We start from the raw sequence: 14,708 nt of genomic DNA, 5'->3' as shown, positions 1-14,708 counted from the left end.
TCACCTCGTCAATAGTATGTTACAATAACTGCTGTTCTATGAAACGGAGGCGCGTCCTTTCGTTTCCAGTCCCCAAATCCAAGCCACAAGCGCAGCAATCAATGTAATGACAAAGAACATTCCGAAAATACTCGATATCGCAACATGTGTACCGACCAAAATTCCAACCAGATACGGTGCGATCAATCCGCCGATCCGGCCAAATCCCATGGCCCATCCCATCCCGGTGCCTCGATAGGCGGTTGGATACTGTTCGACAGAGAATGCATAAAGGGAACCGATTGCTCCAAGATTAAAAAATGATAAGCCAAGTCCTGCGATTAAAAGGACTGCCGTGTTGGGAGCGAACCCGAACAGCAACGAAAAAAATGCGGATAAAATCGAATACAACACCAATACTTTCTTTCTGCCCCATGTTTCCACCAAATAAGCGGCACTGATATAGCCGGGAAATTGGGCAAGTGTCATAAGCAATGTATATCCAAAACTTCTTACGACAGAAAACCCTTTTCCTACCATGATGGACGGCAACCATAAGAACATGCCATAATAGGCGAATAAAATACTAAACCACAATACCCATAAGACGATGGTTTGGGTGCGATTGGTCTGACTCCATAGCAGCGAAAATTTTGACCATGGGGATTCTTTTTTCGTTTTGGACAATTTTTTGAACAACGGTGATTCCGGCAGCTCTCTGCGCAAAACAATGGCGTATAATGCGGGTACTGCACCGATTAAGAAAGCGATGCGCCAACCGAGAGTAGGAATGACGAAGTAGCTTAAAATGGCAGATACCAAGGAACCGAGTGCCCAAAAAGATTCTAACCAGACAACCCTTCGTGCGCGCTCTTGTTCCGGCGATGATTCAAGTACAAATGTCGTAGCTACAGGCAACTCTCCGCCAAGCCCCCATCCGACCAAAAACCGCAGAACAAACAAAGATGCGAAACCGACGGCCAATGCACTGGCGCCTGTTGCGAGACTGTATACAAGCAATGTCCATAAAAATACGTTTTTACGGCCAAATCGATCTGCAAGCATACCCGCCATTGCCGCTCCGACAGCCATTCCTACCAAATTGATGCTTCCTAGCATTCCTACTTGTTGTGCTGTCAAATGCCAGGCATTTTTTAATACGACGACGACGAACGCGAGAATTCCAACGTCGAGGCTGTCGAACATCAGTCCAATCCCGGATGTTACAAGCATGCGCAACGGGCTTATTTTTGCTTCCGCTTGTGTTTGCAACATGAATACCCCTCCTTTAATCAGCAGTGTATGCACTTGCCCAGAAAAGTGTGAAGTATGTGAAACGGACGGAAATGAAAAACCCTGTTCATACATTTACAAAAAAATGTAAAAGGATGGACAGGGTTTTGCCAGATTTACTCGTTTAAAGTGAGGATTGCTAGACAGACACAGATTCTGCCAATTCCCCTCTTGCGTGTTTTGCATCGAATTTGATCAAGAAATACTCGAAACTATCAACAAGGGCTTCACAGCTTGCTTCAATGATATTTTCCGATACACCGATCGTTGTCCAGCTGTGTACGCCATTTGTTGTTTCGATTAATACCCGAACTTTTGCAGCTGTGCCGTCGGATCCGTCCAACACCCGTACTTTATAATCGACCAAGTGTGTAGAATTCACAGACGGATACTCTGTCGCAAGTGCTTTGCGCATCGCGTGATCCAAAGCATTGACAGGTCCCAACCCGGTAGCCGTCGAGCGGAACACATGGCTATTGATACGCAGTGTTACCTGGGCTTCGGCCAAACTTTCCTGCATGGGAGATCGCTCGCTCGTAACACGGAAGGAAAGCAGTTCGAACCGATCCGCTTCCGGCGCAAACGTCTCGTAGATCAACAATTCCAGAGATGCTTCCGCACTTTCAAATTGGTAGCCTTTGTATTCCAGATCTTTAATCTCCTGCAACATTTTGCGTGTTTTCGGATTTTGACGGTCAACTTGAAAGCCAAGTTCATTTGCCTTATACACCAAATTATCTCCAGCGGACAATTCGGAGATCAAGATCCGCCGATGATTCCCGACTTGATCAGGTGAAATCGATTCATAGGTTTCCGGATTTTTCGCAATCGCGTTTACATGCATCCCGGCTTTGTGTGCAAAAGCGCTAGCTCCGACGAACGGTTGCGAACGAGACGGCGGTACATTCGCGATCTCACTCACATAATGGGCAGTGGATGTTAAAAGAGCCAAGTCTTCCTTTGCGCGTAAACATTGTTTCCCCATTTTCAGCATAAGATTTGGCAGGATGGAGCATAGATTGGCATTGCCGCACCGTTCGCCGAATCCATTTATCGTACCTTGGATATGTGTTGCCCCGGCGCTGACAGCCACCAAAGAGTTGGCAACGGCAAGTTCCCCGTCATTGTGTGTATGAATTCCCACAGGTACTTGCAATTTGCCGCATACATCCGTAACTGCTGCCGCAATTTCATGTGGGAGACTACCGCCGTTTGTATCGCATAATACGATCGAATCGGCTCCTGCGCGCTGGGCTTCCAGCAGACAGGAAATGGCATATTCCTGATTTTGTTTATACCCGTCAAAAAAGTGTTCTGCATCAAAAATGACTTCCCGGTTGAAAGACTTCAAATATCTCACGGAATCATAGATTAACTCCAAATTTGACTCAAGAGATGTTCGCAATGCTTCTTCCACCTGGAAGCTCCATGTTTTACCGTAAATGGTAATCACGTCTGTATTTGCCGCAATCAAAGATTGCAGATTGGGGTCGTCTTCTACGTTTATACCTACCCGTCTCGTACTGCCAAACGCAGTGATTTTGGCATGCGTCAACTGCAATGTATGACAACGCTGAAAAAACTCGAGGTCCTTTGGATTCGAACCTGGCCAACCGGCTTCAATATAATCTACACCCAATTTATCCAGATGAGTGGCAATTTTTAATTTGTCATCAACGGTAAGACTGATTCCTTCTCCCTGGGTTCCATCCCGTAATGTCGTATCGTAAATCCAGACACGGCTCATTGCTGGTTCCTCCTAATGTGGGGACGTTCCCCGACAGAATTTGTTTCTCCCAAAACTATATCTTTCTCTCTATATTATCGGATTGTTCTGAATATATCAATTGCCTGAAGTCCTTTTGTGTGATGAGCCATATATTTTCAATACTGATCTTAGTATAACGAACGGATACTTGGTAATGCTATATGCAAAAAGAAGCAATAAAACTATTTACTTGTCAATGCGTGGAAAGGATGGTCTGTCGATATGCAGTGGAAACAATTGTGGACAGTGCCTGCACAAGGTGGAGTCTGGATGCTGCAAAAGGTTGGGAAATGGATGGAAGATGCCGGGCGCTTTGAATTAAGTCAATGGGATCCATATTATGATTCGACATTGGAAAATTCGGCAATGATCGAAGAACCGTCAAATGGAAAATCATCGTCAGTGGAATAAGGCAGAATGCACATAAATAATGAGTATGATAAGAGGGAAGGGGATATTGTCCTTTCCCTCTTTTACTTGGATGCTTTTACTGAAAGATGTGCCTGCCTGAATTTTGCCTTGGCAGGTTAGGAATGGTGGATGGTATGATTCACCACTTGTCGCAAATGTTGTTCATCCGCCATTGTCTCGTCATATGTCACAGTGGCAATATTTTGCCATAGATCAATATCCACACCGGAAACACCTTGAACCCCTTTTAATGCTTTTGCAATGGCATTCATGTTCATTCCTTTTACGGGAATCGTGACACAATTCATATCATCAGTCCTTTCTTTTCAGTTTCACCGATCTTCCTATAAAATTCCCCGTTATCTTGAGGAATAATCATCGCTGTCATGAATAAAAAGGCTATCAACCGTTTCCCGCCGCTTGCGAAAACCATATTTTATGTTAATAAGAGGATGTTCAAAAAGTAGTCAAAACTCCACCTTCAGCACTTTTTGAACACGTACGAATAAGAAATTCCTGCGAGGATGAGGGAGCCGTTGTATGGAGAATCAAGGCGTTTCTATTATTACTTGCACAAAAAAACCACAATTCATGGAAATGATTTTTAACAACTACAATAATCAAAAATGGGATAAAAAAGAATTGATTATTATATTAAATAGAAACAATATGCGTATGCAAGAATATAAAAGAAAAGCAAGCCAGTTCAAAAACGTAAAAGTTTTCAAGCTTCCGGAAACGGCAACACTTGGTGCCTGTTTAAATTATGGGATTCAAAAAGCTGTGTATCCATATATCGCAAAGTTTGATGACGATGACTTTTATGGTGCGCGTTATATCGAGGAAGCGATGAAAACTATGAACCGAGTCAAAGCGGATATCGTCGGGAAACGAGCGATTTATACATTTATCGAATACAAAAATGTGCTGCTTTTGCGTTTTTCGGGAGGGGAAAACAAATTTGTCAACTTTATTGCCGGCGGCTCGATTTTCATGAAAAAGTCAGTCTGGCAAACTGTCCCTTTTCGAAATATCACGTTAGGAGAAGATATTGATTTTTTACAGCGGGCACGCAAAAAAGGATACAAAATCTATTCGTCCAGCAAAAATCATTTCATTGGAATTCGCAGAAAAAATCCCATTCACCATACTTGGTTTCCCGATATAAATTATTTGTTGAAAACAGGAAAACGGATCGGAACTGCGCAAACATATCATGCATTGACCATGCGTTTCTTGCAATAAGGTGAAATTTGAATCTGGGCGGAGTTTTTTAACCAATCTTCTCCGTTCCTTCTGCAATTGGCGGCTATTGACACGGATTCAGGAAAAATCATAGAGTAAGAATCTCTGCATAAAAATCAAGAATTGCAGGCATACTCCCAAAGAGGGAGGCTTGCCATGAAAAGACAGGAAATTGCGTTATCTCCTAATTTGTTCTTTTTTCTCTTGCTTGTATTCCTGTTTGGAAGTACGACGTTGCTGCCGATTGCCCCAGATGTGGGACATGATGCATGGATTAGCATGTGTATCGCAATCTTGCTGGGAATCTTGTTTGATTGTATTCATGCGTACGTGTTTAATAAATTTCCGGGGAAATCATGGGTAGATATCATGAAAATTCTTTACGGAAATATAGTCGGGACATGTATCATCATTCTGTTCATCATCATTTGTATATTTTTGGTATCTTATATAATAAGGGACTTTGAAGCATTTTTGACTTCCGTTGCATATTTGAGAACTCCTTTTAGTGTAATTGGAGTTACCTATATAGTCGTCGTAATATACAGCGTGTATCATGGGATCGAATCGATCGCACGTTGTTCGATTGTTATCGCTTTTTGGATGCTGTTGGAAACCTTAATTACGACCATATTGCTATTTACCAATTTGTCCGCACATCCGATACGAAATTTCCAGCCTTTTTTCGAAAAAAGTACACATGATATTGTAAGCGGTGCGATTGAAATTTTCACGTTACCCTTTGGAGAAAGCATTCTTGTGTGGGGGATCGCACATCATGTGAGAAATCAAAAACAATTATACAAAGTGTCAATTTTGGCAACCAGCATTGCAGGAATCATTTTTTTAATCAATGTAGTCAGAAATACGGCTGTTTTTGGCGATTTGATCGGCCGCTTGTTTTATCCTACATATGAGGCAGTACGGTATATCATGGTTGCAGATTTTATTGAACGAATCGAGATCCTGACATTGATTACATGGATTGCCGGCGGATTTATCAAAATGTCGATTATCTTATATGTTGCTGTACATAGCATGGCAAAATTATTCGGGTTGCAGGCGGCCAATCGGCAGTTAATTCCTTTGGGCATCTTTATTTTGATTCTTTCCATGCAGGTTTCTGCGAATTTATCAGCGTACTTTGCGTTTATTAAATTTGGTTGGGTCCCAAGCAGTCTCTTATGGCAAGCACTATTTCCCTTGCTTACAGTACTGCTCGTATTTTTTCGATTTCGAAAAAAGGAGCAGAAAACGGGTTAGAGATTGTGTAACATGCTATAGTTCTTTTAGTTATAAATCGTATGGAAATGTCAGATGACAGGCATGCAGGGATTCCCGTACCGGGGGTCTTTGCTTTTTTGTTTTGATCGGTCGATTCTATGACCTGTGAACATGGGGAAATAGGGGGTACTCGTTTGATAGTTTTATAAGAGAGCCGCAATATTGACTTTGCTGATACGAGGTTCTATACTTCTTACAGTGTATACCATGAATTGGATTTTTTATGAAATTCTGAATCGATGGATTACCTAAACAGTGTATTACATTCATGATTTGTCAACTTTTAAAAGCCTCAGGTCCCTCTGGCACTCGACAATTATTGTCGCGGATTCAGGGAATTACATTGTTTCTGAATTCGTCCTATCTTTCTTATATTTCCAAGAATACAAGGAGAGAGAATACCATGAAATTTAAAATTCGAACAAAACTTTTACTTACTTTTTTTGTCGTATTGCTATTATTTATTGTGAATGGCTGGTTTAGCATTCAAGCGTTCACAGGCATGCAGAATGAAACGAAAAAAATAGCAATCGATGTAATGCCGCTTCGCATGACTGCTGATCGACTGCTGACAGATCTGGTTAACGAAGAAACAGGAGTTCGGGGGTATCTGGTAACGGGACAAGACAGTTTTTTAGATCCATATCGATCTGGCAAACAACAATTGGAGAAAGATTTGGCATATATTCAAAAGAATGCGAATGATGCAATCATAAAAACTCTTATCGATCAAAAAGCAATTCCTGAAAGCAATACACTGCAAACGTTTTTTGATACGCAAATAAAATTAATTAAAAATGGAAATGTAGAAGCCGCGCGCAGTCGGATTAACGATGGAAAACAGTCGATGGATGCATTTCGCTCGATCGTCGAGCAAATCGATACGGAAACTTCCAAATTGACCGGCAGCTCTTGGGCAAGTGTCCAACATAACACGAATCAATCCAAACGATTGATATTTGCATTCGGTCTGGTTGCCATACTTTTTTCGGTAATCATTGGAATATCTTTGATTCGCTCCATTCTCCGTCCGCTTGTTACGGTCACCAAACAGTTAAAGGAGATTGCGGAAGGCGAAGGGGATCTGACAAAAGAGTTGACAGTTCGCTCAAAGGATGAAATTCTAGATCTTGCCAATGCGTTTAATCAGATGTTGGGGAATTTGCGTATGATCATCGGACAAGTCAAGCAGAGTACAGAGCAAGTGGCAGCGTCTTCCGAACAGTTGCTGGCAAGCTCCGAGGAAACCAGCCGGGCAACAGAGCAGATCGCAGAGTCTGTCCAGACAGTTGCTTCGGGTTCTCAACAACAGAATCAGGAAATCGATCAAACGGCGCAAACCATTCATGGAATGGCATCAGGGATTCAGCAAATTGCAAGCAGTACGCAAACGGTATCCGTGACGGCCAATCATGCGATTGAAGCATCTGTCGCAGGAAATCAAGCAATCGGAAAAGCGATTCAGCAAATGAATTCAATTAATACAACGGTATTGGACGCTTCTCAATCCATCCAGCAATTAGGAGAGCATGCAAAAAACATCGGCAAAATAGTCGAAGTCATTACCAATATTGCAGGTCAAACGAATTTGCTTGCATTAAACGCGGCGATTGAGGCGGCGCGGGCAGGGGAACATGGGAGGGGATTTGCTGTCGTTGCGGATGAAGTGCGCAAATTAGCCGAAGAATCCTCCAATTCCGCAAAGCAAATCGCCGAATATATCACGACCATTCAAAGCGGGATCCAAACGGTTGTACAAGCAATGGAATCAGGAACCAATGAAGTGAAAAGCGGAATCGAGATTGTAAATATGGCTGAACAATCCTTTGAAAAGATTCAACAATCGGTGCAGGAAGTTACAAAACAAGTGCAAGAGGTAACGGCAGCGACGCAACAACTATCTGCCGGAGCAGAAGAAGTAGTCGGTGTAGTGGAGAATGTTGCGGCAGTTTCCGAGAAAATCACATCGGAAACGCAAACGGTTTCTGCGGCTACGGAAGAACAACTGGCTTCCATGCAGGAAATCTCTGCATCTTCCAGCGCACTGGCAAATTTGGCCGGCGAACTGCAAGAACTGATTAGTAAATTTAAGGTGTAGTGATAAAGTTTTACCATACATATCCGTTTCCCGAAGGATTTCTGATATTATCAGAAATCCTTTTTCCACTTTGTTTAATACTCCAATAGTCCCCTTTCATAAAAATTTTTTATTGACATCGATAAGGCTGTCCGGATTGATGATGAAGCGCTATTTGAAGATGAATTCGTAGCCGTAAAAATGCTTGCAGCGTTTGCGCGCCAAGAGCGGTATGAGCTGATTTTTGGCGGCCAAATGAGCGTAGACAACGGATCTGCCCAGACCGGCCCGCGCCTGGCCGAAGAACTTGGGATTCCGTTGGTGACAGCGATTCGGCGTCTGATGCGGGAAGAAACATTCCCTGAACCCAAGTCGCGTGCCCGTTGTACTGATTGCGAGTACAGGAGGTACTGCAATGATGTACGGTAATGATGTATGTATGGGGACGTTGGCAAAAGCACTACGGGAACGAAAACAGGTTCTGTTCATAGGGAGTCATCCCCTGCTGATTGAACAACGAAAACAGCAGTTTTTGCAGCTGACAGGAGGTTATATAGGGATTTATTGGACGACTCCGAATCAGTTGGCTGATCACATACTCGAAGCAAGCGGAAAAGCGTATGTTCGGATCGATCAGGCAACCCGACAGGATCTTGTGGAAAGTGTGCTGTTGTCTATGGATGGACAGGGTCAAGTGAATCACCTGCGAACAGGATTGAAATATCCGGGGATGTATAGATCCATCGCTTTATGGATTGAGGATCTAGAGAAAGGAGGAGGCAGGGAGTGCCTTTCATTGTTAAAGAAGACAAAAGATCCTGTTTTGAGAGAGTTGACCAGTATCTATGAAAACTATTTGATTTGTCTAAGTCGATTAGATTTTCCCTATAAAGAAACTGAGCAGGTCTTTCAAATCGCGAGCGGGATTGTTGAGGAAGAACAAGACAAGTGTACTCAATTGGGGGAAATGGTGATTATGGAAGGAGTTTTTCCGGATAGCCCAGAATTGCAACGCTTCCTGGAAGTTGTCAGAAGTGCGATTCCGGAGTCATTTACTCTTCATCCCTTGGAGGACAATTGGTCTGCCAAATCGGATAGGGTTCGTCTGAAGTATGGAAACACGGCTTACGAGGAAGTTCGTGTGGCAAGTTCTGATATTCAACGCCAAATGAGCTTAGGGTATCGGGAAGATGAAATTCTGATTGTAACACCCAATTCCTACTATTCACAGTTAGTGAAAAGAGAACTCTACAGCAAAGGTATAAAGGTTCATGGCACAAAAAATGTCCCCATGTTGAATCTTTCAGTTTCGCAAAGAATTTTATCATTGCTGGAATTGAGAAAAAAGGATTGGGAAAGAGAAACACTGTTGAAATGCGCTCGGTTGCATGGAGCGTTCGAAGGTTTATTGGAAGAAGAGATTGCCTGGGGTAGAAAAATAATAGAGGAATCGGGAGTTTTGACAGGATTCAGTAATTGGATGACTCTTTTTCGCGGGAATTTGGCAAGAAGCAAAATTCGTTTGGAGTATTTAGATGGCGATGGAGATACAGTACTGGTTGAACAACGACGGGTGTCCGCGAGGAAGTGGTTTAGGTTCCTGGTACAAATTAACCGGATAACTCAACACATAGCTGAGCGTGATTCATGGGGCAATTACCTGGATCATTTACTTTCTTTTATTGAAAAAGACGAACGAACCATTCTTCGCTCACGAAATGACAGCTTACAGGTATTGCATTATGAGAGTCTTCGAAATTGTATTCGGACACGTTATGAAATTGTGATGGCATTTCCTGTCGAAGCGGGACGGAAGATATCTCTTGAACGCTTTATGAAATGGTTAACAGAACGGCTTTCAACAGCCATGTTGCCAATTGGGAGGGAAGAAAATGGAATTCAAGTGTACAACACGGATGAAATATACGGAGTTACGTTTCCGAAAGTCTATGTTCTTGGACTCATTGAGGATGTATGGCCGCGTTCGTTTGATCCTCATTGGATCTGGGATTTATGCAAACGGGAGGAGGCTGAATTTGGGCTGAAAATCCCGAATGCCAGCAAACAGGAACTGGAGGATCGTAAGCTTTTTGAATGGGCGGTATCCGCAGGGGGAGAGAAACTTGTATTGTTTAGTTCGCTTCGGAATGAACGGGGGCATGCAACCACTTTATCTAGGTACGTGACAGAATGGTTAGGATATCAGGAACGTATTGTAAATGTAATTAGATTACCGAAGAAAGATCTTTATCGCGATACTACACCGGTTCAATTTTTTGATCAGCATAAACCGATTTCGGTCACGGGAATCAATACATATGCCAAATGTCCTTTCAAATACTGGGCTAGCGGTGTTCTCCATGTTGGTGAAAGAATTTATCGGAAAAATGGTCTTCTGCCCATAGATAAAGGAAGCTTACTCCACCGAGTTTTTCGGGAACTTGTTGAGAACCCTGTCTTTTCAAAGGAAGAACTTACCCAACGGGCGGAATTTTTGGTGGAAGAAGAATTCAGGCGGTTGGAAAGTATGTATGGATTCTCCGGTCCGAAGTGGGAAGTACAATGCCGGATGCTAAAGCGGGATTTGCTCGAATTTGCAGCTAGAGAAGGTGGGGGACTTCTGAAACAAGAAGGGATTCAACATCTCGCGGAATGGGGATTTGGACGTGTCCATGCTGAGAAGATGGCCGTTTCCTCCAGTGAGCAACCACTGCTACTAAAATGGGAAGGCTTGGAATTATGGGTATCAGGTAGCATTGATCGAGTGGATCTTGGCAAAGAGGGATTTTGGGTGTTAGATTATAAGCTTTCATCGGGACCGTCTCGGAGGGACATTGAACACGGACGGGATCTGCAAATGGCTTTGTATTTGCTGGCATACTCTCAATTATCGGGAACGGGGATTAGCCCTTTGGGGGGACAATTCGCAGTTGTCAGGAATCCAGGGGAAGGAGGAAATGTGGGATTTGATTCCCCGGAAGATTTTGCTGAGTATGCCGAGCGAATCAATGACCAACTGTTTGAGCTGGTAAAGCAAATGTTAAAGGGGGATGTGGCGCCTCGTCCCCGAGAACGTTCTGAATGCCAGAATTGTTCGTTCCTAGGGATTTGTAGGCGAGATGAATATGGTTATCGAAGGGGGGAGGTTGTATGAGCTACCTGACAGAATCGCAAAAATTAGCTATTCGGGCAAAAGGATCTCGAATTCTGGTGGCGGCGGGGGCAGGTTCCGGCAAGACCCGAGTCTTGACAGAAAGAATAAGCTATTTGGTGAATGAAAAAGGAATCTCGCCGGAAAACATCCTTGCACTTACATTTACGGATCAGGCCGCGCTGGAAATGAAGGAACGAGTAGAACAAAAGCTGGGATCGAATCAGGTGACGATTCTGACCTTTCATCGTTTCTGTGGCCGTATCGTTCGGGAAAATCCGCTGCTTGCCGATGTGGATCCCTCATTTTCCTTGATTGATGAAACCACTGCACAACTATTGTTGAAGAGCCTTACAGAACGGTTGCTTTATGAATCGGGATTGCCAAGCGTGCTTCGTTGGGCGGAAGCATGCGGCCTGGATTTGGCCTGTGGACTGTTGGTTTCGCTTTATGAGTGTTGGCGGGAGCAGCCCTGGGATTTCAAATCCATCGGCGAAAGAACCGAAAGCACGATTGAATCCCTAAGAGTAGTTCTTGAAGAGGAATTGCTGCGGGTGATGGAACACATGGAAAGGCTCCATCAATCCGGGACCATTACAGCGAGCGGGTCGGTTGCACGCATGAGTACGATACTTGATATTTGGCGCCAACTCCCTATAAGAGCAATCCACGTATGCAGGGAAGATGAGAATGATAAGGAGGACGCAAATGCTTCTATTTCCCAAATGAAAAGCGGACTCAAGGCACTGTTTTCCCAAGTCACCCGAAGTGTGGCTAGAGAAGCCAAGCCGATTTTTGAAAGATTGACGCGATTGAAAGATGAAAATCTTTGGCAAGAATTGTTGGAAGATCAGACCGCTGTTGTACGAAAAGAAATTCTTGCGCTGCTGGAGCAGATGGATTTGGCCTACAGCAAGGAGAAAGAAACGAATGGGTGGTGCGATTTTGCAGATTTGCAGAGAAAAGCCCACCATGTTCTCCATGAATCCAAGGAAGCCCGCGCTTACTATGGGAAACGTTACAATCATATCCTGGTGGATGAGTATCAAGATACCAATCCTCTTCAGCAATCGTTGCTGGAACATTTGGAGGAAGGTGCTGCGGGTACAGCCTCTTTGTTCATGGTTGGGGATTTCCGTCAGTCCATTTATCGGTTTCGCGGGGCGGATGTCAAAGGGTTTGAAAGGTTGCGCCTCCAGCTTGAAAAGTCGGATTCTTATATCCAACTGAAGGAAAATTTCAGATCGTGTCCATCGTTGGTAGCTTTTGCATCGGATATGACTCGGGCTTTGTTCGGAGATGATGGAGTGGTGGCCGGGCTTAAGCAGCCGTTCGAAGAAGAACCTGTTGTGGAAATGTTGATTCCTGTACTTACTGAAGATAAAGATCCGCATAAAGCAGAAGCGGAACTTGTGGCCCGAAGAATCCTGGAGATGGGGTCAGCCCATTATGGGAACATCGGAATCCTTCTACAAACTCGAACTCATTTGGAGAAATACGAAAATGCTTTGTCGAAATACGGCATCCCGCATGTGGTGTACGCGGGCAGCGGATATTGGGAACGGCAGGAGGTCCGGGATTTGCATCATCTGCTTCGACTGGTGGACGATCCAGGAGATGAATTGGCTTTATTGGGATATCTGCGGGGACCCTTGGTCGAAATGACAGATGATGGAATCAGCCAATTAGCCAGAAATAACGGACTTCATAAAGGGTTTCTGGAGTTCTTTAGGGATGGAGAGTCAAGGGATGGAAGGTCAAGAGATGGAGAGTCAAGTGTATTGGAAGAAAACAGGGGATTGCAAGATAATAGGGTATCGGAAGAAGATAGGGAGCGTTTAGTACAGGCCAGAGAATTTTTAACACACCTTCGAGAACGGTATGCAGAAATGGGGTTAGCCGATTGGCTGTATCACGTGCTTTACGGAGAATCAATCGCAGAAAAGCTTGGTGGGACAAGTTTTGATCGCATTGTGCGGTTGGCGGAGGAAGCCGAAAAAAGGGGAAAAATCCACCTTTCCGATTTGCTCGCTTGGTGGGAGCAACTTCAAAATCAGGAAGAAAAAGACGGGGAGATTCAGACCGATGTTACCAAAGGGGCAGTTCGGTTTATGACCATCCATGCGGCCAAAGGGCTTGAATTTCCCATTGTTATTGTTCCGGATCTCACGCACCGCTTTACAACGAAAATGGGAAGGCTGCATCTCAGCGATACATGGGGACTAACGGCCCAGTATTACGATGAAAACAAGAAGACTTGGCTGCCGTCCCTAAGTTTTACAAAAGCCCGGGAAGAAGAAAGAAATGCAATGGTTTCCGAGCAAAAGAGGTTATTCTATGTGGCAATGACCAGAGCTGAAGAACGATTGATCTTTTCTGGAGTTGCTTCTAGCTTCGCGGAGAAGGAATCATTAGACGAGTGCTCCAACTGGTTTGACTGGTTGCAGTTTCTGGTTCCTGAACTGCGGGAAGGCCTTCAGGAGCGGATAGTAGAGAAGAATGGGTGGAAATTGCAAATTCGTAATAAGGTGGATTTAGTGCCACGAGTGAATGTAACTTCGGCAACCCGACTTGGGAAAACACTTGGAAAAACTGCGACACCTCATTTTGAAGAAGTAGCCCTTACCACTGAAATGAAGCGAACGGTGCAGATGGCGAAGATGGCACCTAGCACTCCCATGAGATCCCCAGTCTCACACGCAGAACTTGGGCGAATCACGGGCAAGGAAATTGTTAAGGAATATCGGAATGTAAATACCGGGTTTGCCGCACGGATTTGGAGTGTAACAGAGTGGGTGGATATACTTGCCGGGGAGACTTGGGAAACCAGTAAATCATTTTTACCAGCGAGACACTTTGGACGATCCAATCTCGAAGGGCATGAGTGGGGGCATTTATTGCATACTGTATTGGAGTTTCTAGGGCCGCACGATGATCTTGAAACGATTCGGACCCGTCATTTGAAAGCAGCACTCGCTGCTTTGGGAATAACCAGTAAAGAGATGTGCGACCTTGCTTGGCAGCGGTTGTGTCCCGAGATTGATTCGTATCTTAAGGGGGAACTTCAAACAGAATGCCGGAAAGCCCAAGTTGTCTACAGTGAACTTCCTTTTGCCATTCGGTTTTTTGGGGAAGATGGATTGCTGTTGAATGGGGTTATTGACAAAGTGTGGCTGCGGGATGATGGAGGAGTCACACTGGTAGATTTTAAGACGCACGGGTGTCAAAGTGAGAAGGATATACTTCAGGTGGTGGAGAGGTATACACCACAAGTCCAAATTTATACCCATGTGGTGGAACAGCTTCTGGGCTGGAAAGTTGATCGTGCTGGCTTGTATCTGACGGCAACAGGAAATTTTGTGGAAGTGGATTGTGATCGAGAGGCAAGGGACAGGCTGTTAGGGAAGATGTATGAGGTATGGAATGAGGAGAAGAATTTGAAGGCACCCAACTCGGATTGCATTGGGTAGAATTTTTATAAAAAATTTTATGTTGGCCAC

General features: G+C 44.2%; 10 protein-coding genes. 7 read left to right on the top strand and 3 right to left on the bottom strand.

Features of this window, described 5'->3' with window-relative positions; all coding sequences use genetic code 11:
• Positions 1 to 36: 36 nt before the first annotated feature.
• Both LSG31_RS22810 and cimA read right to left on the bottom strand, forming a co-directional pair.
• Positions 37 to 1,254: an MFS transporter gene (locus LSG31_RS22810; protein WP_347437328.1), complete on the bottom strand. Its 1,218-nt coding sequence runs from the start codon at positions 1,252 to 1,254 to the stop codon at positions 37 to 39.
• 157 nt (positions 1,255 to 1,411) lie between these two features.
• Positions 1,412 to 3,019, bottom strand: coding sequence for a citramalate synthase (cimA, locus tag LSG31_RS22805; RefSeq protein WP_347437327.1), 1,608 nt, complete (start codon positions 3,017 to 3,019; stop codon positions 1,412 to 1,414).
• Positions 3,020 to 3,262: 243 nt separating this feature from the next.
• Between cimA and LSG31_RS22800 the strand changes: the two genes are divergently transcribed.
• The gene (locus LSG31_RS22800; RefSeq protein ID WP_347437326.1) at positions 3,263 to 3,451 is read left to right on the top strand and encodes a hypothetical protein; all 189 of its coding nucleotides are present in this window, start codon (positions 3,263 to 3,265) and stop codon (positions 3,449 to 3,451) included.
• A gap of 116 nt (positions 3,452 to 3,567) precedes the next feature.
• Here the strand turns inward: LSG31_RS22800 and LSG31_RS22795 are convergent, their stop codons facing one another.
• Entirely contained in the window at positions 3,568 to 3,759 is a 192-nt protein-coding gene (locus tag LSG31_RS22795) for a heavy-metal-associated domain-containing protein (RefSeq protein ID WP_347437325.1), read from the bottom strand.
• Positions 3,760 to 3,991: 232 nt separating this feature from the next.
• Here LSG31_RS22795 and LSG31_RS22790 point away from each other — a divergent pair, with 232 nt between their 5' ends.
• From LSG31_RS22790 to LSG31_RS22765, 6 genes are all read left to right on the top strand, one after another.
• Entirely contained in the window at positions 3,992 to 4,696 is a 705-nt protein-coding gene (locus LSG31_RS22790; protein ID WP_347437324.1) for a glycosyltransferase family 2 protein, read from the top strand.
• A 156-nt stretch (positions 4,697 to 4,852) separates the two neighbouring features.
• On the top strand, positions 4,853 to 5,959 hold the full coding sequence (locus LSG31_RS22785; RefSeq protein ID WP_347437323.1) for a GerAB/ArcD/ProY family transporter: 1,107 nt from the start codon (positions 4,853 to 4,855) through the stop codon (positions 5,957 to 5,959).
• A gap of 424 nt (positions 5,960 to 6,383) precedes the next feature.
• Positions 6,384 to 8,078 carry a methyl-accepting chemotaxis protein gene (locus tag LSG31_RS22780; protein ID WP_347437322.1) on the top strand — a complete coding sequence of 565 codons (1,695 nt, stop codon included), beginning with the start codon at positions 6,384 to 6,386 and terminating at the stop codon, positions 8,076 to 8,078.
• A 111-nt stretch (positions 8,079 to 8,189) separates the two neighbouring features.
• The gene (locus LSG31_RS22775; protein WP_347439585.1) at positions 8,190 to 8,486 is read left to right on the top strand and encodes an adenine nucleotide alpha hydrolase family protein; all 297 of its coding nucleotides are present in this window, start codon (positions 8,190 to 8,192) and stop codon (positions 8,484 to 8,486) included.
• On the top strand, positions 8,473 to 11,211 hold the full coding sequence (locus LSG31_RS22770; protein WP_347437321.1) for a PD-(D/E)XK nuclease family protein: 2,739 nt from the start codon (positions 8,473 to 8,475) through the stop codon (positions 11,209 to 11,211). Before LSG31_RS22775 ends, LSG31_RS22770 begins: the two co-directional genes overlap by 14 nt.
• A complete protein-coding gene (locus LSG31_RS22765; RefSeq protein WP_347437320.1) occupies positions 11,208 to 14,678 on the top strand; it encodes a UvrD-helicase domain-containing protein in 3,471 nt (1,156 codons plus the stop codon). The genes LSG31_RS22770 and LSG31_RS22765 overlap by 4 nt, the downstream gene beginning before the upstream one ends.
• Positions 14,679 to 14,708 lie beyond the last annotated feature (30 nt).

It is taken from the genome of Fodinisporobacter ferrooxydans, assembly GCF_022818495.1.
In the GTDB taxonomy this organism is placed as follows: Bacteria; Bacillota; Bacilli; order Tumebacillales; family MYW30-H2; genus Fodinisporobacter; species Fodinisporobacter ferrooxydans.
The sequence above is the reverse complement of the archived record's forward strand: the minus strand, read 5'-3'. Positions and strand labels throughout refer to the sequence as shown.

Bases quoted from the DNA above. Each gene is read 5' to 3' on its own strand.
- cimA (WP_347437327.1), bottom strand. From the start codon at position 3,019: ATGAGCCGTGTCTGGATTTACGATACGACATTACGGGATGGAACCCAG.
- LSG31_RS22810 (WP_347437328.1), bottom strand. From the start codon at position 1,254: ATGTTGCAAACACAAGCGGAAGCAAAAATAAGCCCGTTGCGCATGCTT.
- LSG31_RS22800 (WP_347437326.1), top strand. From the start codon at position 3,263: ATGCAGTGGAAACAATTGTGGACAGTGCCTGCACAAGGTGGAGTCTGG.
- LSG31_RS22790 (WP_347437324.1), top strand. From the start codon at position 3,992: ATGGAGAATCAAGGCGTTTCTATTATTACTTGCACAAAAAAACCACAA.
- LSG31_RS22765 (WP_347437320.1), top strand. From the start codon at position 11,208: ATGAGCTACCTGACAGAATCGCAAAAATTAGCTATTCGGGCAAAAGGA.
- LSG31_RS22780 (WP_347437322.1), top strand. From the start codon at position 6,384: ATGAAATTTAAAATTCGAACAAAACTTTTACTTACTTTTTTTGTCGTA.
- LSG31_RS22785 (WP_347437323.1), top strand. From the start codon at position 4,853: ATGAAAAGACAGGAAATTGCGTTATCTCCTAATTTGTTCTTTTTTCTC.
- LSG31_RS22795 (WP_347437325.1), bottom strand. From the start codon at position 3,759: ATGAATTGTGTCACGATTCCCGTAAAAGGAATGAACATGAATGCCATT.
- LSG31_RS22770 (WP_347437321.1), top strand. From the start codon at position 8,473: ATGATGTACGGTAATGATGTATGTATGGGGACGTTGGCAAAAGCACTA.